14 protein-coding genes are annotated in these 21276 nt (G+C 71.4%); 5 read left to right on the forward strand and 9 right to left on the reverse strand.

Going from position 1 to position 21276, the window contains the following annotated elements; genetic code table 11:
* Positions 1–102 precede the first annotated feature (102 nt).
* Entirely contained in the window at positions 103–702 is a 600-nt protein-coding gene (locus QMO76_RS05485; RefSeq protein WP_306360077.1) for a PPA1309 family protein, read from the forward strand.
* 218 nt (positions 703–920) lie between these two features.
* Here the strand turns inward: QMO76_RS05485 and QMO76_RS05490 are convergent, their stop codons facing one another.
* Entirely contained in the window at positions 921–1946 is a 1026-nt protein-coding gene (locus QMO76_RS05490) for a PDZ domain-containing protein (RefSeq protein ID WP_306360078.1), read from the reverse strand.
* 85 nt (positions 1947–2031) lie between these two features.
* Here QMO76_RS05490 and QMO76_RS05495 point away from each other — a divergent pair, with 85 nt between their 5' ends.
* The 3 genes from QMO76_RS05495 (at position 2032) to QMO76_RS05505 (ending at position 6343) form a co-directional block, all read left to right on the forward strand.
* Positions 2032–3465, forward strand: coding sequence for a zinc-dependent metalloprotease (locus QMO76_RS05495; RefSeq protein WP_306360079.1), 1434 nt, complete (start codon positions 2032–2034; stop codon positions 3463–3465).
* Positions 3466–4051: 586 nt separating this feature from the next.
* Positions 4052–4915 (forward strand): hypothetical protein, encoded by an 864-nt coding sequence (locus QMO76_RS05500; protein ID WP_306360080.1) that lies wholly within the window; start codon positions 4052–4054, stop codon positions 4913–4915.
* Positions 4916–4939: 24 nt separating this feature from the next.
* Positions 4940–6343, forward strand: a complete 1404-nt coding sequence (locus tag QMO76_RS05505; protein WP_306360081.1) for an AarF/ABC1/UbiB kinase family protein — start codon at positions 4940–4942, stop codon at positions 6341–6343.
* Between the two features lie 150 nt (positions 6344–6493).
* Here QMO76_RS05505 and QMO76_RS05510 read toward each other — a convergent pair whose 3' ends face one another.
* The 3 genes from QMO76_RS05510 to QMO76_RS05520 all read right to left on the reverse strand — a co-directional run bounded on the left by QMO76_RS05510 (position 6494) and on the right by QMO76_RS05520 (position 9651).
* Positions 6494–6805, reverse strand: a complete 312-nt coding sequence (locus QMO76_RS05510; protein WP_372341900.1) for a WhiB family transcriptional regulator — start codon at positions 6803–6805, stop codon at positions 6494–6496.
* Between the two features lie 134 nt (positions 6806–6939).
* Positions 6940–7305 (reverse strand): hypothetical protein, encoded by a 366-nt coding sequence (locus tag QMO76_RS05515; protein WP_306360082.1) that lies wholly within the window; start codon positions 7303–7305, stop codon positions 6940–6942.
* A gap of 186 nt (positions 7306–7491) precedes the next feature.
* Positions 7492–9651 carry an ATP-dependent DNA helicase UvrD2 gene (locus QMO76_RS05520; RefSeq protein ID WP_306360083.1) on the reverse strand — a complete coding sequence of 720 codons (2160 nt, stop codon included), beginning with the start codon at positions 9649–9651 and terminating at the stop codon, positions 7492–7494.
* 104 nt (positions 9652–9755) lie between these two features.
* On the opposite strand from QMO76_RS05520, the gene QMO76_RS05525 reads away from it, so the two are divergent.
* The gene (locus QMO76_RS05525) at positions 9756–9986 is read left to right on the forward strand and encodes a mycoredoxin (RefSeq protein ID WP_306360181.1); all 231 of its coding nucleotides are present in this window, start codon (positions 9756–9758) and stop codon (positions 9984–9986) included.
* An 88-nt stretch (positions 9987–10074) separates the two neighbouring features.
* Here the strand turns inward: QMO76_RS05525 and QMO76_RS05530 are convergent, their stop codons facing one another.
* The 5 genes from QMO76_RS05530 to QMO76_RS05550 all read right to left on the reverse strand — a co-directional run bounded on the left by QMO76_RS05530 (position 10075) and on the right by QMO76_RS05550 (position 21194).
* Positions 10075–10512, reverse strand: a complete 438-nt coding sequence (locus QMO76_RS05530; protein WP_306360084.1) for a DUF4189 domain-containing protein — start codon at positions 10510–10512, stop codon at positions 10075–10077.
* 103 nt (positions 10513–10615) lie between these two features.
* Positions 10616–11530 carry an NAD(+) diphosphatase gene (gene nudC / locus QMO76_RS05535; RefSeq protein WP_306360085.1) on the reverse strand — a complete coding sequence of 305 codons (915 nt, stop codon included), beginning with the start codon at positions 11528–11530 and terminating at the stop codon, positions 10616–10618.
* 293 nt (positions 11531–11823) lie between these two features.
* Positions 11824–12876, reverse strand: coding sequence for a TrkA family potassium uptake protein (locus QMO76_RS05540; protein WP_306360183.1), 1053 nt, complete (start codon positions 12874–12876; stop codon positions 11824–11826).
* Positions 12877–12927: 51 nt separating this feature from the next.
* Entirely contained in the window at positions 12928–16710 is a 3783-nt protein-coding gene (locus tag QMO76_RS05545; protein ID WP_306360184.1) for an ATP-dependent helicase, read from the reverse strand.
* Positions 16710–21194, reverse strand: coding sequence for a PD-(D/E)XK nuclease family protein (locus tag QMO76_RS05550; protein ID WP_306360185.1), 4485 nt, complete (start codon positions 21192–21194; stop codon positions 16710–16712). Before QMO76_RS05550 ends, QMO76_RS05545 begins: the two co-directional genes overlap by 1 nt.
* Positions 21195–21276: the final 82 nt, after the last annotated feature.

The following is a 21276-nucleotide window of genomic DNA, read 5'->3' on the forward strand; positions in this document are numbered from 1 at the left end:
TGTCGATGCCTGACGGCGGGGGGAGCGCGAGACGCGAGTAAAGGGGTGAGGGCACGCGACCCCGGAATCGGACAACAGGTACCCGGTGCGAGGATTGGGCGTGTGAATCCCGAGCAATGGTTAGCGTCTGCCCTGTACCGGTGTGTCCGCGAAGTGGCCGAGTTCGTCGATGGGGAGGGTTGGGATCGGCCGCCGCAGCTGTTCGCCCTGGTGCCCACCGAGGATCTGGTGGCGGCGGAGCCCGCGCTGCTGGATCAGCTCGACGGCGGCAACGCGTTCACCCCCATCGCGCAGGAGCCGCTGCCGGAGGACGTGTCCGGGGATCCCATGGCGCTCGACGAATTCCTGGCCACCACCAGTTGGCCGCCCGCGGTGCAGGGGGTGGTGCTGGTGCAGGAGATCCTGGTGCTGCCGCCCACCGCCGAGCAGACCCTCGACGATGCCATCGCACCGCTGCTCGCCGACCGTGACGCCGCCGATGCCGCGGCCCGCCGCGCCGCCGACAACCATCCGGACCGCCGCGAGGCCCGCCTCTTCGCCGGTGTGCTCCGCGACGGCACCTCGCTGTCGCTGCTGCACGTGCGTCCCACCGAGGACGAGGAGGACCCGTTCGGCGACCTCGACCTGCGCACCACGCCCAACCTCGCCCCCAACATCATCGAGGCGCTGCGGCACACCCTGGAGAACGAGCCGGAGGACTGACGGCCGACTCGTCGCGAGCGCGCCGCCGCACCGAGGGATATCAACGACCTGCGTACGCGTCACCACGTCGCAGGGTCATCACCGTCGACTCGTCGCGGGCTCGTCTCCGGACCGCCGTGTCGTCGCCGGTACCGGAAGGCGCGCCGCAGGGCATTCGAACAATCGGGCTCGTACCGCGGGCGACGCCGTGCTCCGCCGACCGTCCGGAGGCGACGCGCCTACTCGCAGGTGGGGAAGTCCTTGCCCGCGTTGATGCTGTCCAGGGATTCGATTGCGCCGCTGAGGGTTTCGACACGAACCAGGCGCAGCCCGTCGGGGGCGCGCTGTTTGGCCTCATTGCAGTTGGCGGCGGGGACCAGGAAGGTCTCGGCACCGGCCTCGCGGGCGGCGATCATCTTGTACTGGATGCCGCCGATGGGGCCGACCTTGCCCTCGGGGTCGATGGTGCCGGTGCCCGCCACGAACTTGCCGCCGTTGAGTTCGCCCGGGGTGAGCTTGTCGATGAGCGCCAGGCTGAAGACCAGCCCGGCGGAGGGGCCGCCCACCTCGGAGAGGTTGAAGTCCACCTCGAGCGGGCCCACCGCCGTCTCGGTCGGGGTGACGCCCAGGTAGCCCTTCTCGGCGTCGTCCGGCCGCGCGCCGACGGTGACCTGGACGGTCTGCTCCGTGCCGTCGCGCTTGATCACGATCGGCACCGTCGACCCGGGCCTGCTGGACGACGCCGCGTCCAGCAGGTCCTGCACCGCGGCGAGGGGCTTGCCGTCCATGCTGATCAGCTCGTCACCCTCCTTCAGCACGTCCCGGGAGGGGCCGTCCTCCGATACCGCGCGCACCGCCACCACCGTCGGCATGTCCAGATAGTGCAGCGCCGCCAGCTCGGCATCGTCCTCGGACCGCTGGAAATCCAGCTTGTTGGACTTGTCCACCTCGTCGCGGGAGATGCCGGGCGGGTACACCTCCGCGCGCGGCACCAGGCCCTGCTGACCGCTCAGCCACAGCCCGAACGCCTCGAAAACATTCAGCCCGTCGCGAACGGAGACCGTCGTCATATTCAACTGCCCGGTGGTCTCGTCGACCGGGACTCCCCGCACCTCGACCACGGGTTTGTCACCGACCTCCCCCAGCGTGTCGAACGTCGGGCCAGGGCCGAGCGCCACGAACGGGACGTTGACGGCACTGCCAACGGCCCCCAGGATCAGCAGGGGGATCAGGGCGGCGAGCAGGGTGAATATCCGACGGTTCACCGGGCCAAGGGTACTGGTGATGGATGCGATCGCGACGCACCGCTGCGCGGATTGCCTTCGGCCGGGCTCCAGTACCGTAGTGGGTATGAGTGACTATCCGTTCGGATTCTCGAACCGCGACGACGATCCGGAGCGCAAGAAGCCGGGCGACGAGTCGGGTTCCGGATCGAACGATCCGTTCGCCTTCATGATCGGCGGACCGGGCGGTGCGGGTGGCTTCGACCCGTCCCAACTCGGGCAGATGCTCAGCCAGCTGGGCGCGATGTTCAGCGGGATGGGCCAGCCGGGCTCGCAGTCGGGTCCGGTGAACTACGACGTCGCCAAGCGGCTGGCCCGCCAGCAGCTGGGCGCGGGCGTCAGTCCGGTGACCGAGGGCACCCGCCGCGCCGTCACCGATGCCGCGCATCTGGCCGAGCTGTGGCTGGACGCCGCCACCACCCTGCCCGCGGGCGCGACCAAGGCCGTCGCGTGGACCGCCAACGACTGGCTCGAGGAGACGCTGCCCACCTGGAAACGGCTGTGCGATCCGGTGGCCGAGCAGATCTCGGGCATGTGGACCTCCACGCTGCCGGAGGAGGCCAAGCAGTTCGCCGGACCCATGATGGGCATGCTGAGCCAGATGGGCGGGCTGGCCTTCGGCTCGCAGCTGGGCCAGGCACTGGGCCAGCTGGCCAAGGAGGTGCTGACCTCCACCGATATCGGCCTGCCGCTCGGCCCGGACGGCACCGCCGCGCTGCTGCCCGCCGCCATCTCGGAATTCAGCGCGGGGCTGGAGCGGCCGGAGAGCGAGATCCTGGTCTACCTGGCCGCGCGCGAGGTCGCCCATCAGCGACTGTTCGCGCACGTCCCGTGGCTGCGCCAGCAGGTGCTTGGCGCGGTGGAGGATTACGCCCGCGGTATCCGCATGGACTTCTCGGCCATCGAGCAGGCCGCGCAGAGCATCGACCCGATGTCGCTGGCGGATCCGTCGAAGCTGGAGGAGCTGCTGTCGCAGGGCACCTTCGAACCACAGACCACGCCCGAGCAGAAGGCGGCGCTGGAGCGGTTGGAGACGCTGCTGGCGCTGATCGAGGGCTGGGTCGAGGTCGTGGTGACCGATGCCGTCGGCGACCGGCTCCCGGGCGCGGGCGCGCTCGCGGAGACGCTGCGCCGCCGCCGCGCCACCGGCGGCCCGGCCGAGCAGACCTTCGCGACCCTGGTCGGCCTGGAGCTGCGCCCGCGCAAAGTGCGCGAGGCGGCCGCGCTGTGGCGGCGGTTGACCACCGATGCCGGCATCGAGAAGCGCGACGGGGTCTGGGCGCATCCGGACCTGCTACCGCACTCCACGGACCTGGACTCCCCCGCCGGATTCATCGACTCGGTGATCGGCGGCGGCACCGCCACCTTCGACGATCCGCTGGCGCAGCTGGCCGAGACCGAGGCCCGGGAGAAGCAAGAGCGCGACGAGAAGCAGGGCGACGGCGGGAACGACCGCGACGCCGGGGATATCGACATGCGCAAGGGTGACGACGACGCCTGACAACGACGACGCCTGACAACAGCGACTACGGCCGGAGCGAACAGCGCTCCGGCCGTTCGCTTTTCAGCGGACGGCGACAGTGACGGCCGTGTGGAACAGGGACCTACGCGCGGGGTACGGCGGGTGCCGAACAGCGCGGCGGCGCAGCGGCACAGCGGCACAGCGGCACAGCGGCACAGCGGCACAGCGACGCAGCGACGCAGCGGCACAGCGACGCGGCAGCACAGCGACGCAGCGGCACAGAGACGCGGCAGCACAGCGACGCGGCGGCGTACGGCGAACAGCGCGGCAGCGTACGGCGGGTGGCGAACAGCGCGGCAGCGCGGCGGCGCAGCGGCGCGGCGGGTGGGGAGGGTGGCGAGCGGCGCGGCGGGCAGCGTGAGGTATGCCCGCCGGAGCGAGGTATCGGGCGTCGGGCGCGGCGGCCGTCGCCATGCGGCGTGCGAGTGGGTGAAACCCCCGGGGCGGGCGGAGTTGTGCACACTGTCCCGGGCGGGCTACCGACCTGTGGATAGCCGTTTGAGCACCTGGTCAGGAGGTGTTTTCACCGACCGTCGTGGGGGCCGGGGCGCGCATACTTCGGGGCATGAACATGCGTGTCCAGGGGCCGATGCTGCACCCGCGTTATCCGGTGCTGGTCCGGCGCGACGGCGGGGTTCAGGTCGGGTGGGACCCGGGTCAGGCGCTGATCCTGCGGCTCCCCGGTGTCGACACCCAGCGGGTGCTGGCCTTCCTGCGACTGCTGGACGGACTGTGCACCTATCCGCGCATTCTGTGGCGCGCACGCGAACTCGGCATCGAGGCGGATACCGTGCGCGGGGTGCTGGCGGAGATGCGGACGGCCGGGCTGCTCGCCGGCGCCGGTGCCGAGCGGGTCGGAGGCATCCGGCTCCTGGGCGGGGTGCATCTGCACGGGCGTGGCCCGCTGTCCGACGCCCTGCTGCTCGGTCTGCGGCGGATGGGCATGCGTCCCAGTCACTCCCGTGGGCAGTCACCGCCCACCGCATGGCGACCGCACCTGGTGGTGCTGGCCGACACCCTGGTGCCCGCACCGGATCTGGTGGAACGACTGGTGCGACTGCGCATCCCGCATGTGCGGGTCTGCGTTCGGGACGGTCGCGGCATCATCGGCCCGCTGGTGCTGCCCGGTGTCACCAGTTGCCTGTCGTGCGCGGACCGGTATCGAGCCGACCGCGAACCGGAGTGGCCGCATCTGGCGGCGCAGCTGCTGGGCCGGGTCGGCCAGGCCAGTGCCGCCGGTATCGCCGCCACCGCGGGCTTGGCGCTGGCCGAGGTCGAGGCCGTCGCGGCGGGCGAGCCCGACCGTCCGCCCACCGTGCTGAACGCCACCCTCGAGCTGAATCTGGATTCCCGACGGCTCGACCACCGCGCCTGGCCGCCCCACCCGTCCTGCCATTGCCGGAAAACCCCAGTTCAGGCCGAAGTGTGATGGAGGACACTGTCTATGGAGTCAATGAAGATCAGCCAATTCCCATGGCACATCGGCTGGTACGTCGGCAATGATGGGGACGTGTCTGAGATTGTGAGCCGCCGCTCCTCCCGCAATGCCAAGTTGGCCAAGATTCCACTCGGTATCGCGGGCCGGGCGGCCGTAGGGTTCGGTCGCAAGCTCGCCGGGGGCGACAAGAAGGAAATCAATGCCGAGCTGAACCAGCGCGCGGCCGAACAGCTGTTCGCGGTTCTCGGCGAGCTCAAGGGCGGAGCGATGAAGTTCGGCCAGGCGTTGAGCGTCATGGAGGCCGCCGTACCGGAGGAGTTCGGCGAGCACTACCGCGAGGCCCTCACCAAGTTGCAGGCCGCCGCACCGCCCATGCCCGCGGCCGCCGTGCACAAACAGCTGGACCAGCAGCTCGGCACGGGCTGGCGGCAGCGGTTCAAGCATTTCGACGACGCGCCCACCGCCTCGGCCAGCATCGGCCAGGTGCACAAGGCCGAATGGTCCGACGGCCGCGTCGTCGCGGTGAAGGTGCAGTATCCGGGCGCGGACGAGGCACTGCGCGCGGATCTCAAGACGCTCAACCGCATGGCGGGCATGATCGGTTCGCTCATTCCGGGCGCGGACGTGAAGCCGATTCTGGCCGAGATCAGCGAGCGCACCGAGGAGGAACTCGACTACCGCATCGAGGCGGGCAATCAGCGGCAGTTCGCCAAGGCCTTCGAGGGGCATCCGCGCTTCCTGGTGCCGAAGGTGGTGGCCAGCGCGCCCAAGGTGGTGGTCACCGAATGGCTGGACGACGCCACCCCGGTCTCGACCATCATCAAGCAGGGACAGGAGGATCCGGCGGGCACCCTGGAACTGCGCAATCGCGTGGCCGGGCTGATGGGCGAATTCCACTTCTCCGCACCGGCGATCGCCGGGCTGCTGCACGCCGACCCGCATCCGGGCAATTTCATGATGCTCGCCGACGGCCGTCTCGCGGTCATCGACTACGGCGCGTGCGCGCCGCTGCCGCAGGGCTTTCCGCCGATTCTGGGACAGATGGTGGCACTGGCGGTGGAGGATCGTTTCGACGAACTCACCGAACTGCTGCACGCCCACGGCTGGGTGATTCCCGGAAAGCGCCTGAGCCATCAGGAGATTCAGGACTATCTGCGGCCGTTCACCGATCCCATCCAGACCGAGACCTTCCACTTCACCCGGCGCTGGATGCAGCGGGTGGCGGGCAAGGCCACCGACATCACCAGTGCGGAGATGAAAACCGCTCGCGCCTTGCAGCTTCCGGCGGAGCACGTGATGATCTTCCGGGTGCTGGGCGGCTCGGTGGGCATCTGCGCCCAGCTCGACGCCGAGGTGCCGTTCATGAAACTCATGCACGACTGGGTGCCGGGTTACGCCGAGAACCGCCGGGCCAGCTGACAGCGACGAAAAACGACCCGCTCACTGCGAAGTGAGCGGGTCGTATGTTTTCCTTTCCCCCGTTCGGGAGGGGGCTCGCGCCCCATCCGACTCGGCGTGAACGACGGCCCCGCGTGGTTACGGAAGCTGCCGCCTCCGGGCCGGAGCCGTTCACGCCACCGCGACCTTGCGAGGGCGGCCACGGGGCCGCTTGCGGGCGATCACGACACCCTGGTCGAAGATCTCGCCGCCCCACACGCCCCACGGCTCGCCGCGATCCAGGGCGGCGGTCAGGCAGCCCTGACGGATCGGGCAGGACGCGCACAGCGCCTTGGCCTCTTCCAGCTGAGCGGGGCTCTCCGCGAACCAGAGGTCGGGGTTGCCGACCCGGCAAGGGATGTTGAGGGCGACTGCCCGGCGGGTGCGGGTGGTCGGGGTCACGTTTCGGCATGTCGCGCGTTCACGGATGACCGTGGTGGACACGTCTTCTCCTTCAGCTCGTGCAGCGGTCGTTGCGGTTCTTCCGCGAAACCGGTGCCTGTGGCTGAAGGGCCGTTGAATCTGTGGCCACGGTTTCGCTTCGGGGCGATCCGTGGCCGGAGGTCAGGGAGTGTTCCCTACCTGGGTCGACTTCGGTGTCGACGCCTGATCACGGTCGCTGGGTGGGCATTGCGGGTGCGGGCTGCCGCCGGCAGACGCACCGGACGGAGTCCGGCCTCTGCGGCTGCGCCGAGGACTGCGAAATCAGCGATCGGCTGATCAGCGGTCGGCTGCCAGTCACCCTTGGGCTTGTCCTGCATGACGATGTGCGAGGGCGCATAACGTCCGGTTTCGAAAACCTTGCGGAATTCGGAGACGCCGATACCACTGCCGCTCACGCTGGACAGACGAATCCCCTGCGCGAGGATCCCCCGGGAGGCCGACACGACGGACGGCGCGATAGCTGCCATCGACAAAGTCGTCGACACTGCGTTCGTGGTCATCGTCTGCCTCCCTCCTGAACTCGTTGCGATCGAAAGTGTTCATGCACGCGGGTGGACCCCCGGTGCATGCCAACCACCCTAAGCGGGTGATACATCAGTGCACAACTTATTTTTGACCTGCGTTTTTGTGCCCTGTCGCACCTCTTGCGAGGCAAGCCCCCGAAGCTGGGGGCATCGCCGCGCGAATTACGAGATGGCGCCCAGCCGCGACCGCACGATGGCGATCACCTCCGCGCCGTACGCCTGTAGTTTCTTCGCACCGATGCCCGGAATGGCGACCAGCGCGCGGTCGTCGGTCGGCCGCTGTTCCGCGATGGCGGTCAGGGTCGTATCGCTGAAAACCACGAAATGCGGCAGCGACAGCTCGTCGGCCTTCTCCTTGCGCCATTCCTGGAGCGCTTCCAGCAGTGCGGGATCCAGATCGGCCGGACAGCGGGAGCAGCGGCCGAGCATGGTCGCGGTGGTGTTGAGCAGCGGACGGCCACAGATCCGGCAGGTCGGGTGCACGCGCTTGGGGCCGCGGCGGTCGGTGGTGTGCTGGGCGATACGCGAGGCCGGGGAGTCGTCGGGGACCAGACCGGCGAGGAAGCGGGAGCGGCGGCGCACCCTGCGGCCACCCTCGGTGCGGGCCAGCGCCCACGACAGCCGCAGATGTTCCCGCGCCCGTGTGACGCCCACGTAGAGCAGCCGCCGCTCCTCCTCGAGGGCCGCCTCGTCGGCGACGGTGTTGTCCGGACCGAGCACATGCGCGATGGGCAGCGTGCCGTCGGCGAGACCGACCAGGAAGACGGCGTCCCACTCCAGGCCCTTGGCGGCGTGCAGGGAGGCCAGGGTGACGCCCTGGACCGTCGGCGGATGCCGGGCCTCCGAACGGGCGGCGAGTTCGCGGAGCAGTCCGGGCAGGTCCAGATCCGGGTCGTGGGCGGCCAGTTCCTCGGTGAGCTGCACCAGGGCCACCAGGGAGGACCAGCGTTCGCGGGCCTGCGCGCCGGTGGGCTCCTCGGCGGTGAGCCCGAGCCGGGCCAGTGCGGCGCGCACCAGGGTGACCAGATCCGCGCCGCGGGCATCGGGCAGATCGTCGCGCCCGGCGGTCTGGCGCAGGGTGCTGACGGCCTGACGCACCTCCGGCCGCAGGAAGAAGCCCTCGCCGCCGCGCACCTGATACGGGATGCCCGCCTCGGTGAGCGCCTGCTCGTAGACCTCGGACTGCGCATTGATGCGGTAGAGCACCGCGATCTCGGCGGCGGGCACGCCCTTGCCGAGCAGCTTCGCGATGGCGCGGGCCACGGCCGCCGCCTCGGCGGGCTCGTCGTCGTATTCGGCGAAGCCCGGCTCCGGGCCGTCGGGGCGCTGGCCGACGAGTTGCAGACGGGTGCCCGCGATGCGGCCGCGGGCCGCGCCGATGACGCGATTGGCCAGCGAGACCACCTGCGGGGTGGAGCGGTAGTCGCGCTCGAGCCGCACCACCGTCGCCTCCGGGAAACGGCGGGAGAAGTCGAGCAGATAGGTCGGGCTGGCCCCGGTGAAGGAGTAGATGGTCTGGTTGGCGTCGCCGACCACGGTGAGGTCGTCGCGCTCGCCGAGCCAGGCGTCGAGCACCCGCTGTTGCAGCGGGGTGACGTCCTGGTACTCGTCCACCACGAAGCAGCGGTAGCGGCCCCGGAACTCCTCGGCCACCGCCGGGAAGTCCTCGATGGCGGCGGCGGTGTGCAGCAGCAGATCGTCGAAGTCCAGCAGCATGCCGTCCGGGGTGATCTTGAGCTGTTCGTAGGCCGCGTAGACGGCCGCGACCTTGGCCGCGTCGTACGGTGTCTCCCGGTGGCGGCGGGCCGCCGTGGCGGCGTAGTCCTCGGGGGCGACGAGAGTGCCCTTGGCCCATTCGATTTCGCCGAGCAGATCGCGCACGCTGTCGGTGTCGGCGGGTAGGCCGCCGCGCTGGGCGGCCTGGGCCACGACGGGGAATTTGCGGTCGATCAGCTTCCACGGCACATCGCCGACGACCTGCGGCCAGAAATAGCGCAGCTGCCGCAGCGCCGCGGCGTGGAAGGTCCGGGCCTGCACCTGGGTGGCGTCACCGCCGAGGCCGAGCGTGCGCAGCCGCCCGCGCAGCTCCCCCGCGGCCCGCGCGGTGAAGGTCACCGCCAGCACCTGGTCGGCGCGCACGTGGCCCGCCGCGACCAGATGGGCGATGCGATGGGTGATGGTGCGAGTCTTGCCGGTACCGGCCCCCGCTAGCACACAGACCGGACCGCGCGGGGCACGGGCGGCCGCCGCCTGCTCCGGATCGAGGTCGGCGAGCAGGCGATCGCTGGACTGGGTGGTGGTGGCCGGCACGCGCTCCATCATGGCAGCCGCCTCCGACACCGCACGTCCCCCTCGCACCGCGGATCTCCGGGAACACCTCCCGCACCCGGCGCGTTGCACGACCCGTGACTGCAACGGACCTGACCATGTACTCGACGACCTGGTGCGGCTACTGCCGCCGACTCAGCAAGCAGCTCGACGAGGCGGGGATCACCTACGAGGTGATCGATATCGAGGAGAATCCCGCGGCGGCCGAGTTCGTCGGCAGCGTGAACAACGGCAATCACGTGGTGCCGACCGTGAAATTCCGGGACGGATCCACCGCCACCAATCCCAGCCTGGCCGCGGTGCGGCAGGCCCTCGCGGCCATCGGCTGATCCGGCACGCACCGGGTTCGACGCGGGCGGTCCAACGAAAAAAGCCGCACATCCCGCGAACGGGATGTGCGGCTTTCGCGCTACCGGATCAGTCGGTGCAGACCGATTCCTTGATCACACCGCGTTCCGGGCTGGAACTGCCGGTGAACGGGAACGGCAGCGGCGGCTTGACGGCCGCCAGCTTGTCGAGCGCCGCGCGCTCGGCCTCGGGACGGGTCACCCCGGTCCCGCCGTGGAAGCGCATCTTGTCCTCGCTCATGGCGACCGCGCCGCAGCCATTGGCCCAGCTGGCCAGCACCTCACAGCCCTGGTATCCGCATTCGGCGAGCGCGGCCTGCTCCGCCGCCGCGCGGTCCGGATAGTTCCAGGCCGAACCGTAGGACGTGAAGTCGCTGAACGCGCCGACGGCGATGGCACCCCAGTATCCGTCCGGGCCGGGCTCCGCCGCAGCGGTGCCCATGCCGACGGACGTGAGTGCGGCCGCCGAGACAACCAGGCTCATGGCGGCCTTACTCAGAAAACCCATCGAGAAATCTCCCCATCAGAAAACGGCTTCCGACGTGAAAGCCGCTGCAGCGATCTTGACGGGGATTAGTCCAATTTGTCCAATAAGTTCCGGATAGTGGGAATCATTCTGCGGCAGCCCAGGATTCGACAATCGTGCGCGCGATGGAAATCGACCCCGGCAGCAGCAGCCGCGTATCACCGCCGCCGCTGCTGCTGCCCCACGCACCGGCCGCCAGCGCTCGGCGCACCTCGGCGCGGGTGAACCAGTGCGCCTCGGCGATCTCGCCGTCGGAGAAATGCAGCGGCTGTTCGGGATCGGCCTGCGCGGCGAAACCCAGCATCAGCGAGCGCGGAAACGGCCACGGCTGCGAGCCCAGGTAGCGGATCTCGCGCACGTCGACCCCCACCTCCTCCTTGATCTCGCGCTCCACACAGCGCTCCAGGGATTCCCCGGCCTCCACGAAACCGGCCAGCAGCGAGAACAATCCCTCCGGCCAGGTGTGCTGGCGGCCCAGCAGCACCCGCTCGCCGCCGTCGTGCACGAGGCAGATGACGGCCGGGTCGATACGGGGGAACTCCTGGTGGCCGGAATCGCTGGTGCGCGACCATCCGGCATTCGAGGCGCGCGTCGGCGTGCCGTCGTGCGCGCTGTAGCGGGCCTTGTCGTGCCAGTTCAGCAGGGCGATGGCGGTGGAGAGCAGCCCCGCGCCGAAATCGTCGAGTTCCAGGGTCGTCCCCACGGCGCGCAGATCGGTCAGCTCACCCTCGATGTCGTTGTCGCGCACCGCCCACAGATGGACGTCGCCGTCCACGCCCAGGAACACCGCGTGCGGCGACGGCTCGGCCGACAGCGATACCGCCATCTCGAGCACCACCGTATTGCCCTCGACGCGAACCTGGCCGCGCCGGTTCATGCGCACCAGCTTCGCCCGCTCCCACCCTTCCTTCAGGGCCTGCTCATCGGCGCGGAGATGCTCCGCCCGATCGAGCGCGGAACGCGAGAGCACGGGCACGGCATGGAGATCGAAAACCGACACAGTGCCTATTTTGCCCTCCGCTCCGCTCCGGGCGGATTCGCGGCGCTGAAAGTCCCGGTTCCTCCCTCCCTCCGCTCCGGTCGGTCCAGAACCGGGACGCGCCGCGAATCAGGAGAGTGACCGGATACCCGTGCACCAACCGACCGAGAATGCGCCCGAGCGTGTCGGCAGGGCAATCGTGGAGCCGTCCTCATACTCAGGCCGGTCGCCGCAGGCCTACGGCGACCGGCCTTCGTGGATACCGGAAGCGGTGGCGGCCGGACCGGGACCCCGAACGTGATACCGATACGAACTCAAGCCCGGCGGAGGTAGAGGAGTTTGTCGGCGGTTTCGAGGGCGTCCACCTCGGGTTCGCCGACGCGGATGAGCTGGCCTTCGCGGACCACGCCGAGGACGATGTCGCGCAGATGACGGGGCGAGCCGCCCACCTCCTCGGGCTCCACGTCGCGTTCGGCGATGGCGAAACCGGCTTCGGGAGTGAGCAGGTCCTCGATCATGTCGACCACGCTGGGGGTGGTGGTGGCGATGCCGAGCAGGCGGCCCGCGGTCTCCGAGGACACCACCACCGAGTCCGCGCCGGACTGGCGCAGCAGGTGGGTGTTCTCGGCCTCGCGGATGGAGGCCACGATCTTGGCCTTGGGGTTGAGTTCGCGGGCGGTCAGGGTGACCAGGACCGAGGTGTCGTCGCGGTTGGCGGCGATCACGATCGAGGCCGCGTTCTGCACACCGGCCAGCCGCAGCACATCGGACTGGGTGGCCGATCCGTGCACCGTCACCAGGCCCGCGTTCGCCGCGCGCTCCAACATGTCCGCGTCGGTGTCCACGACGACGATCTCGGCGGGCTGCACGCCGTCACCGAGCATGGCGTCGACCGCGGTGCGGCCCTTGGTGCCGTAGCCGACGACCACGGTGTGATTGCGCACGGTGTGCCTCCATCGCTGAATCTTGAAAGCCTGCCGGGACCGCTCGGTCAACACGGACAGGGTGGTGCCGACCAGGACGATCAGGAACAGGACCCGCAGCGGGGTGATGACCAGGATATTGACCAGCCGGGCCTTGTCGGTGACGGGCGCGATATCGCCGTAGCCGGTGGTGGACAGCGACACCGTCGAGTAGTACAGCGCGTCGATGAGGGACACCTCACCGTCGGCGTTGTCGTTGTAGCCGTCACGCCCGATGTAGACCACGGTGGTGGCGATGGCCAGCAGCAGCACGGCCATGCCGATCCGGCGCCACAGCAGCCGCCAGGGGCTGGTCTGTGCCTCCGGGATGCGCAGGACGCCCACCAGGGCGAAGTCGGGGCGCTCGGTGAGTCTGCCCGGGCCGGGCATGGAATCACCGAACATGGAAACCACCGGCCCATCCGAAAGCGTCTAGCTGCGGCACAGGACGGCAGACTACCGGCCCGACCGTCGGGATGTGCTGTCCGGACGGGGCGCGTCCGGAGATCGGTCCGGACCCTCCGGTGTGTCGGGTTCGCCGAGCGGTGCGGCGGCACCGATGAGTCCGGCCAATTCGCCTGGGCCGGGCAGATGTTCGGGGGCGATGGTGCGGCCGGTGCGCACGTAGTGGAAGGCCGCGCCGATCCGGTCCAGCATCTCGGTCTCGGTGGCGCCGGTGCGCTGGGCGAGCAGCCGGGCCCAGGCCACCCGGTAGACGGCCAGCTGCACGGCGACGGCGGCTTCCTCGGCGGGTTTCGGTTCCGCGCCGGTCTTCCAGTCGACCACCACCCAGCGGCCGTCCGGTTCCCGGAAGACGGCGTCCATGCGACCGCGAACGACGGTGCCCGCCAGCGTCGTTTCGAACGAGACCTCGACCTCGACGGGGTTGCGGTCGGCCCACGGGGAGGCGAGGAACGCCTCCTGCAGGCGCACCAGGTCGGCGTCGGTGTCGCCGGTGTCGGCCGCGCCGGGGAGCTCGTCGATGCCGAGCAGCCGCGTCGCCCCGAACCAGCGTTGCAGCCAGGCGTGGAAGGCGGTGCCGCGCCGGGCGAACGCGCTGGGCGGGTACGGCAGCGGGCGGCGCAGCCGGGCGGCCAGCTTCGCCGGGTCGGCATGCAGGTCGACCAGGGCGGTGGCGGGCAGCTGTCCGGGCAGTTCGACATCCCGGGCGGCGCGCTCGGCGGCGGCGTGCTCGGCGAGCAGCGCGTCGACGTCGGCCGCCCAGCCCTCGGGGTCGGCGTCGTCGGGATCTGTTTCGCCCGCGCCGGTTTCGAGGTCGGCGAGCGAATCGGCACGCTGGTGCGGCGGACTGGTATCCTGGCTCGCTCCCGCGGTGGCTGTGCGCCCGGCTGTACCGGCACCGTCCCGGGCACTCACCCGCGAAAGCGGGGTGCCGCGCTCGGCTGGAACAGCCGCTCGACACGCTGGCCCCTCACCGGTACCGGCGGCGTCGGACACTCGTTCCGACGCACCGGCCGCACCGTGTTCCGAACTCACGCCGCGTGACTCGACCGCCGTCGGCGTGGCGGAATCGGCTGGGGTGGCGGGAAGGTCGAAGCCGAGGTCGAGTTCGGTTTGGATGCCCCGGGCCGCGCGCCGCTGCTCCTCGCGCAGCTCGGCCAGCGCCGCGCGGACCAGCGCCGCACCGTGCTCGATATCGGCGCGGCGCTTGCCGAGGGGGTCGCGGGGCCAGGTGGCGGTGGGCGGGTTGTCGGTGAAGGGGTTGGGGGTGTCGGGGGGCGGCGGATCGTCCCAGCGGTCGATGCGGACGGCGCGGGCCAGCGAGCCGGGTTGTTCGGCGGCGCGGGCCAGGTCGAGCAGGAAGTCCGAGGGCCCCTTGGGCTTGGACCCGGTCTCGGCCCAGTGGTGCGCCGAAACGAACAGGGCGCGTTCGGTTCTGGTGAGCGCGACATAGAAGAGGCGGCGCTCCTCGTCGAGGCGGCGAGCGGCCAGGGCCTTCTTGTGGGCGTCCAGGGCGCGTTCCAGATCGGCGCGGTCGTAGATATCGGCGAGGTCGAGCACCGGGACGCCGTCGCCCGCGTCGTCGCGCCGACGGTCACCGCGCAGCGCGGTGGGGAGTTCGGCGAGCGCGCCCATCCAGGTGGTGGTGCCGGTACCCGACGGAAAGGTGCCGTCCACCACGTGCGGGACCGCCACCACCTCCCATTCCAGTCCCTTGGCGGCGTGCACCGTGAGCACCTGCACCCGGTCGCGGGCCACCTCGACTTCGCCGGGCTCCAAACCGTTCTCGACCTCCTCGGCGGCGGCGAGGAAGGCGAGCAGCCCGGTCAGCGAGGCACGATGGTCGGCGGCGTAGCCGGACACCACCTCGGCGAAGGCGTCCAGGTGCTCGCGACCCGCGCCCGCACCGGCGGTGGCGCGCCGGGCCTGGGTCTCCACGCCCACCCCGATGGTGCGCTCCACATCCGCGACCAGTTCCGGCAGCGGCTGTCCGCTCCGCTCGCGCAGGGCGGTGAGCTCCGCGCCCAGGGCGTTGATCCGAGCGAACCCCTGCGGCGAATACTGTTCCGCCGCACCAGGGTCGGCGATGGCGTCGGCCAGGCCCGCCTGCTCGGCGGGCTCCGGCGCGACCTCGCGCAGCGCGTCGTCCAGGGCCGCGGTGTCGGTGATGGCGTCCTGCTGTCCGGCGGGCTGTCGGATGGACAGCTCGCGGGCGCGCCGGGACAGGGCGGCGATATCCGCGACGCCGATGCGCCAGCGCGCGCCGGTGAGTACGCGGATGGCCGCGCTGCCCGCCGACGGATCGGCGATCAACCGCAGCGTGGCCACGACATCGGCCACCTCGGGGGTGTGCAGCAGCCCGCCCAGCCCGACGATCTCCACCGGTAGTCCCCGCTCCCGCAGTGCCTCCGCGAGCGGGGCCGCATCGGCGTTGCGGCGCACCAGCACCGCCGAGGTGGGCGGCTGCTCCCCCAGATCGGCGGCGGCCTCCCATTCTGCGGCGATGCGCTCGGCCACCCAGTCCCGTTCGCCCGCGACCGTCTCGGTGAGGGCGAAGGCGACCACGCCGTCGGTGGCGTCGGGCCGCGGCCGCAGGGCGTCGACGGTGACGCCGCCGCCCTCGGCCGCCCGCCGCCGCAGCGGATCGGCCACCAGATTCGCCAGTTCCAGCGCCTCGGGCGGATTGCGCCAACTGGTGAGCAGCGGCAGCACCGGGGCGGGAATGCCCGGCGCGCAGGGGAAGTCGGTGGCGAAGCGGGGCAGGTTGGCCGCCGACGCGCCGCGCCACCCGTAGATCGACTGCATGGGATCGCCCACCGCGGTCACCGCGAGTCGTTCGCTGTCGGCCGGATCGCCGTCGGTGTCGCGATCCGGCCCGATGCCGCCGAAGAGGGAAGCCAGCAGGATGCGCTGGGAGTGCCCGGTGTCCTGGTACTCGTCGAGCAGCACCAGGCGGAAGCGCTCGCGTTCGGCGGTCGAGACCTCCGCGTGTTCGGCGGCCAGCCGGGCGGCCAGGGACATCTGCGCACCGAAATCCAGTGCGCCGCGGCGGCGCAACTCCTCGGCGAGCCGTTCCACCAAGGGCAGCAGCGAGATTCGCTCCTCCTGCACGGCGAGCAGGTCCAGCAGGGCCTTCTTGGGTCCGCCGCGCTGTTTAGGCCCCGCGGGCAGGGTGTGGATGAGGCGATCCAATTCCCGGTGGGCGTCACGCAATTGGTCCGGCGACACCAGGTGCTCGGCCAGCTGCCCGGACAGCGCCAGCACGGCTTCGGTGACCGAAACCGGAGTGCGGTCGATGTCGAGGTCGCCGTCCCAGGTCGAGACGAGCCGATAGGCCAGCTGCCAGAGCTGGGTCTCGCTGAGCAGCGTGGCATTGGGTTCCACCGGCAGCAGCAGGCCGTGTTCGGTGAGCAGCCGGCCGGCGTAGGAGTGATAGGTGCTTATCTCCGGTTCGGAGCCGGTGAGCAGGGCGCGCAGCCGCCCGGTGGGGTCGATGTCGCGTACCAGCGGGGCGCCGGCGAGCCGGGCCAGGCGGGTGCGGATGCGGGTGGTCAACTGCTGCGCGGCTTTTCGGGTGAAGGTGAGTCCCAGCACCTGTTCGGGTTCGACCAGGCCGCCTGCGACCATCCACACCACGCGAGCGGCCATGGTCTCGGTCTTGCCCGCGCCCGCGCCCGCCACGACCAGGGTCGGGCCGGGCGGGGCGGCGATGACGGCGGCCTGCTCGTCGGTGGGCGGGGGCAGGCCCAGCGCGTCGGCCAGTTGCCGGGGCGTGATCACTCGTCGGTCACCTGCCGACCGGTGTCCTGCACCGGGCAGCTGCCGGAGACCTTGCAGTGGCGGCAGCCGTCATTGCGCATGGCGAGATAGCTGGGGCCGCGGGTGGCGGCGGCCGCGTCGTGGATCACGCCGCGCCACCGGTCGATTCCGGCCTCGTCCAGGGGTGGCTGCGCGCGCTGGGTGGCACCCTCCTTGCTGGACGGTTTGGCGACGTAGACCAGGCGGGCGCCGCCGGGTTCGCCGTCGCCGAGCGCGCCCTCGGCGGCGGCGACCTGGTAGGTCGCCAGCTGGGCGTGGTCCTCGGCCGCCTGTTTGGAGATCGGTGTCTTGCCGGTCTTGACATCGACGATCACGAAGCGGCCCAGGGCATCTCGTTCCACGCGGTCGACGCGGCCCTTGATGCGCACCGGCAGTTCGTCGGGACCCCGCGCGGGCAGGGTGAGGTCGATCGGCACCTCGACGCCCAGTGCGGTGAGTTCGTCGCGGGTATTGCGCAGCCAGGCCAGGAAGGTGTCGACCATGGTCTCGGTGCGGCGCAGTTCCTGCCGGGAATGCCAGTTCTCGCCCTCCCGGGAGCTGGGGTCCACCTTCTTCCACGCCTTGGCCAGCGCCGCCTTCACCTGCGCCTCGTCGACCTGGCCGGCCAGGGCCTGGACCAGGGTGTGCACGAGATTGCCTTTGAGGGCGTGCACGTTGTCGCCGTCCTGGCCGCCGTGGCGTTCCAGTGCCCAGCGCAGCGGGCAGGTCTTCAACTGGTCGACGGTGGAGGGGGAGAGGCCGATGGCGCCGTCCTCGATCTCCCACAGCGGATGCTCGGAGCTGATGTCGGCGGTGCCGTACCACTCGTCGGGGTGCGCGCCGCGCACGCCGGCGGCGGCGAGGCGGGCCAGTTGGCGGGCGGCGCGGTCGGCACGATCCGGTTCGGCTTCGGGATCGCAGACGGCGCCGCGCAATTCGGCGATGAGGGCGTGCATGGCGAGGGCGCGACCCGGATCGACCGGGGCGGGAATGCGGCCCGGTTCACCGTAGTCGGTATCGGCGTCGAGTTCGGCGAGGAAGCGCGACGGGGTGAGATCCTGGTCACCGGTGACGGATTCGACCGCGGTCACCAGCAGAGATCGGCGGGCCCGGCCGCAGGCCACCAGCAGCAGCCGCCGCTCCTCGGCCAGCAGGGGCGCGGCACGGCTCACGCGTTCTCCCGTATCCCCCACTCCGGCAATGACATCCACCAGTTCCTCGACGCCGAGCAGGGTGCCGCGCGGGCGCAGATTGGGCCAGATGCCCTCCTGCACACCGGCGACCACGACGGTATCCCATTCGCGTCCCGCCGCGCCGTGCGCGCTGACGATGGTGACGGCCTCGCCCGGATCGGTGTGCGGTGCGCCGTCCTGCGGAATCTCCTGCTGCTCCAGGTATTCCACGAATCCCTCGACGGTGGCGTGCGGCAGCCGGTCCACATACGCCCCGGCCGCCTCGAACAGCCCGACCACCGCGTCCAGATCCCGGTCCGCCTGCATGCCGACCGCTCCCCCGCGCTCGGACTGCCCCACCCACCGCCGCTCCAGGTTCGACGCCGTCCACACCGCCCACAGCGTCTCCTCCAGGCCCTCCCCGCGCCGCCGCGCCGCCCGACCCCGCCCCACGGCCTTCAATACCCGCCGCAGCGGAGCCGACTCCACCTCGGTGAGCCGCCCCAGCACGGCCCGATCCCCCACGCCGATAATGAGATCCCGCAGTATCTCCGCCGAGGACCGATCGAGATCGGCGAACCGCTCCGCCGCCTCCCGCTCGCCGGTGTCCAGCGGCGGCGCGCCGGAGTCGGGTAGCGAACCGTCGCCCGCGGCACCGTCCGCCGAAGGCGCGATCTCATCCGGCCGCGCCACCGGGTCCTGCCCATTCGTCGAGGAACTCACCGACCCCGAATCGCGCACCGCGGTGTCGTCCGTGTCGCCGCTCGGCGTTGGTAGGGAGACTCCGTCCTCCGCTCGCCCGGCATTCGCCACCGTGGCGGACCCTGGCGACTGCCGCGCGTGCGCGTCCTGGGTATCCACGACCCCGCCGCCCGACGCATCCACCCCGGCGGTTCGACGGCGCGCTCCGGCATCTTCACCGGGCGCGGCCCCACTCTGGTTCGTATCGTCCGTCACACGGCCACGCGCCCCGATATCACCCGACGCCGCATCGCCCGACGCCGCATCGCCCGACGCCGCATCGCCCGACGCGGCAGCGTGCCCGGAGGCGTCGGTGTCCGGCTCGGGTCGGCGGTTCGGGTAGCCGAGTTCCAGGACCGAGCGGCGGATGCCGCGGCGGAGCCGGCGCAGGCTGATCTGGTCGGCGCCGCCGAGCGGGCCAGCCAGCAGGTCGAGGGCGTCGTCGGCGGTGAAGGCGTCGGGGCGGGGGCCGGGGTGGCGGCTGGGGTCGCCGGCCATGATGGCGCGCAGGGTGAGCAGCGCCCAGGACGCGCCGCGGCGGCGGGCGAGGGGGACCTCCGGCGGGGGTTGGCGCACCGGCACGCCCGCCGCCAGCAGCGCACGGCGCAGGGGGGCCAGCGACAGCGGAATGGAGCGGACGACCACGGCCATCCGGGACCACGGGACACCGTGGGTGAGGTGCGCGCGGCGCAGCTGGTCGGCGATGAGGGCCGCCTCCTTGGCCGGCGTGGTGAGGACGCGGACCTGCACCTCACCCTCGACGGCCGCACTCTCGCCGAGGCTCTGGCCGGACTGCCGCGCACCGGCTCCGGCACGGCGGCCGACGTCCGTATCCGCGGTGCGGTCGGCATCCGGGTGGGCACGCGCCGCCGAGTCCGACGCGGTGGCACGGTCGCCGCGCACACCGACATCCGAATCCGCGGGTATTCCGGTGACCGGCAGGGCGTTCGCCTCGGAGCCGGGGGCGACCGCCGACCCGGCAGCCCCGACCGGCCCCGTCCCGGCGGCTCGGTCGATACTCGGCTCGGCGGCCCGCCCCGCACCGAGCCCAGCAGATCGCCCGGCACCAGGCCCCACGGCTCGGTCGACACCAGGCCCCACGGCTCGGTCGACACCAGGCCCCACGGCTCGGTCGACACCAGGCCCCACGACTCGATCGGCACCAGGCCCCACGGCTCGGTCGACACCAGGCCCCACGGCTCGGTCGACACCAGGTCCCGCAGCTCGGTCGGCACCAGGTCCCACGGCTCGGTCGGCACCAGGTCCCACGGCTCGGTCGGCACCAGGCCCCGCAGCTCGGTCGACACCAGGCCCCGCAGCTCGGTCGACACCACGCCCCGCAGCTCGATCGGCACCACGCCCCGCGACCCGGTCGGTCCCCGGGCTGGCCGGTGGGGTGGCCTGCGCGGAGTCTCGGGCCGGGTCGGGTTCGGCCGGGGTGGTGTCGACGACTCGCAGGGTGACCGGTGGGGTGCGGTGGACGCCGGTGCCGGGGAGGCGGGCGGTGATGCGGGCCAGGGCTTCCTGGATGGCGGGGGCGCTGCGGTGGTTGGCGCGCAGGATGATGCGGCGGTCCTCGGGTGCGCCGGGGTCGGCGGCGAAGCGGGGGTCCGCGCCGCGGAAGGTGAAGACGGACTGGTCCGGGTCGGCGGCGACCACCGCGGTGGCGGGGCCGCTGCCGATGGCGCGAACCAGTTGGGCCGCTTGCGGGTCCAGGTGTTGGGCGTCGTCGACCAGCAGGTGCCGGACGCGGTCGCGTTCGGCGGCGAGCAGTTCCGGATCCAGCACCAGGGCGTCCAGCGCGGCGCCGACGAGTTCGGCGGCGTCCAGGGCGGGTGCGCTGGCTTCCGGCGTCTCCATGCCGACCGACCAGCGCAGCAGCATGGTCTGCTCGTAGCGTTCGGCGAAGCGGCCCGCGGCCACCCACTCGGGATGCTGTTGGGCGCGTCCCAGTTCCACCAGGTCCTCGGGGCCGAGTCCGCGTTCGGTGGCGCGCAACATGAGATCCCGCAACTGCTCGGCGAATCCGCTGGTGGGCAGGGCGGGGTGCAGCCGTTCGGGCCAGTACGTCGCGCCGTCCTGGAGTTCGCCGCGCAGCAGCTCGCGCAGCACGATGTCCTGCTCGGATCCGGTGAGCAGGCGCGGCGGCGGATTGCCGTGCGTCGCCGCGTGCGTGCGCAGCATGCCGAAGGCGTAGGAGTGCACGGTCCGCACCAGCGGCGCCCGGGTCGCGCCCGGCACCCCGCCCAGCTCCGGGGCCAGCGCGGCGATGCGAAGGGTCAGTGCGTTGCGCACCGCGGTGGCCGCCCGCTTGGAGTAGGTGAGCACCAGCACCGACTCCGGGTTCTCCCCCGCGACGATCCGGGCCGCCGCCAGATCCACCAGCAGCGCGGTCTTCCCCGTCCCGGGACCGCCGAGCACCTGCCACGGCCGCCATCCGGGCTCCGGCCCCACCCAGTCGAACAGCTCCCGGACGTCGGCGTCCCACTCCGGGGAGTGGGACGCGGTCTGCACCCGGCGCACCAATCGCACCGGGCTATCCGATCGCATCACGCCGGCTATTTCAACAGACGCCCCCGACACTGTTGTTTGCCCGGTCTTCGCCGAGTGTTCTCGCACACTCCGCCGACCC

This window comes from Nocardia sp. CC227C (genome assembly GCF_030767025.1).
GTDB lineage: Bacteria > Actinomycetota > Actinomycetes > Mycobacteriales > Mycobacteriaceae > Nocardia.

Excerpts from the sequence above, each read along its gene's own strand:
- QMO76_RS05495 (WP_306360079.1), top strand. The coding sequence starts at position 2,032 with ATGAGTGACTATCCGTTCGGATTCTCGAACCGCGACGACGATCCGGAG.
- QMO76_RS05500 (WP_306360080.1), top strand. The coding sequence starts at position 4,052 with ATGAACATGCGTGTCCAGGGGCCGATGCTGCACCCGCGTTATCCGGTG.
- QMO76_RS05505 (WP_306360081.1), top strand. The coding sequence starts at position 4,940 with ATGAAGATCAGCCAATTCCCATGGCACATCGGCTGGTACGTCGGCAAT.
- QMO76_RS05515 (WP_306360082.1), bottom strand. The coding sequence starts at position 7,305 with ATGACCACGAACGCAGTGTCGACGACTTTGTCGATGGCAGCTATCGCG.
- QMO76_RS05520 (WP_306360083.1), bottom strand. The coding sequence starts at position 9,651 with ATGATGGAGCGCGTGCCGGCCACCACCACCCAGTCCAGCGATCGCCTG.
- QMO76_RS05525 (WP_306360181.1), top strand. The coding sequence starts at position 9,756 with ATGTACTCGACGACCTGGTGCGGCTACTGCCGCCGACTCAGCAAGCAG.
- QMO76_RS05530 (WP_306360084.1), bottom strand. The coding sequence starts at position 10,512 with ATGGGTTTTCTGAGTAAGGCCGCCATGAGCCTGGTTGTCTCGGCGGCC.
- QMO76_RS05540 (WP_306360183.1), bottom strand. The coding sequence starts at position 12,876 with ATGTTCGGTGATTCCATGCCCGGCCCGGGCAGACTCACCGAGCGCCCC.
- QMO76_RS05550 (WP_306360185.1), bottom strand. The coding sequence starts at position 21,194 with ATGCGATCGGATAGCCCGGTGCGATTGGTGCGCCGGGTGCAGACCGCG.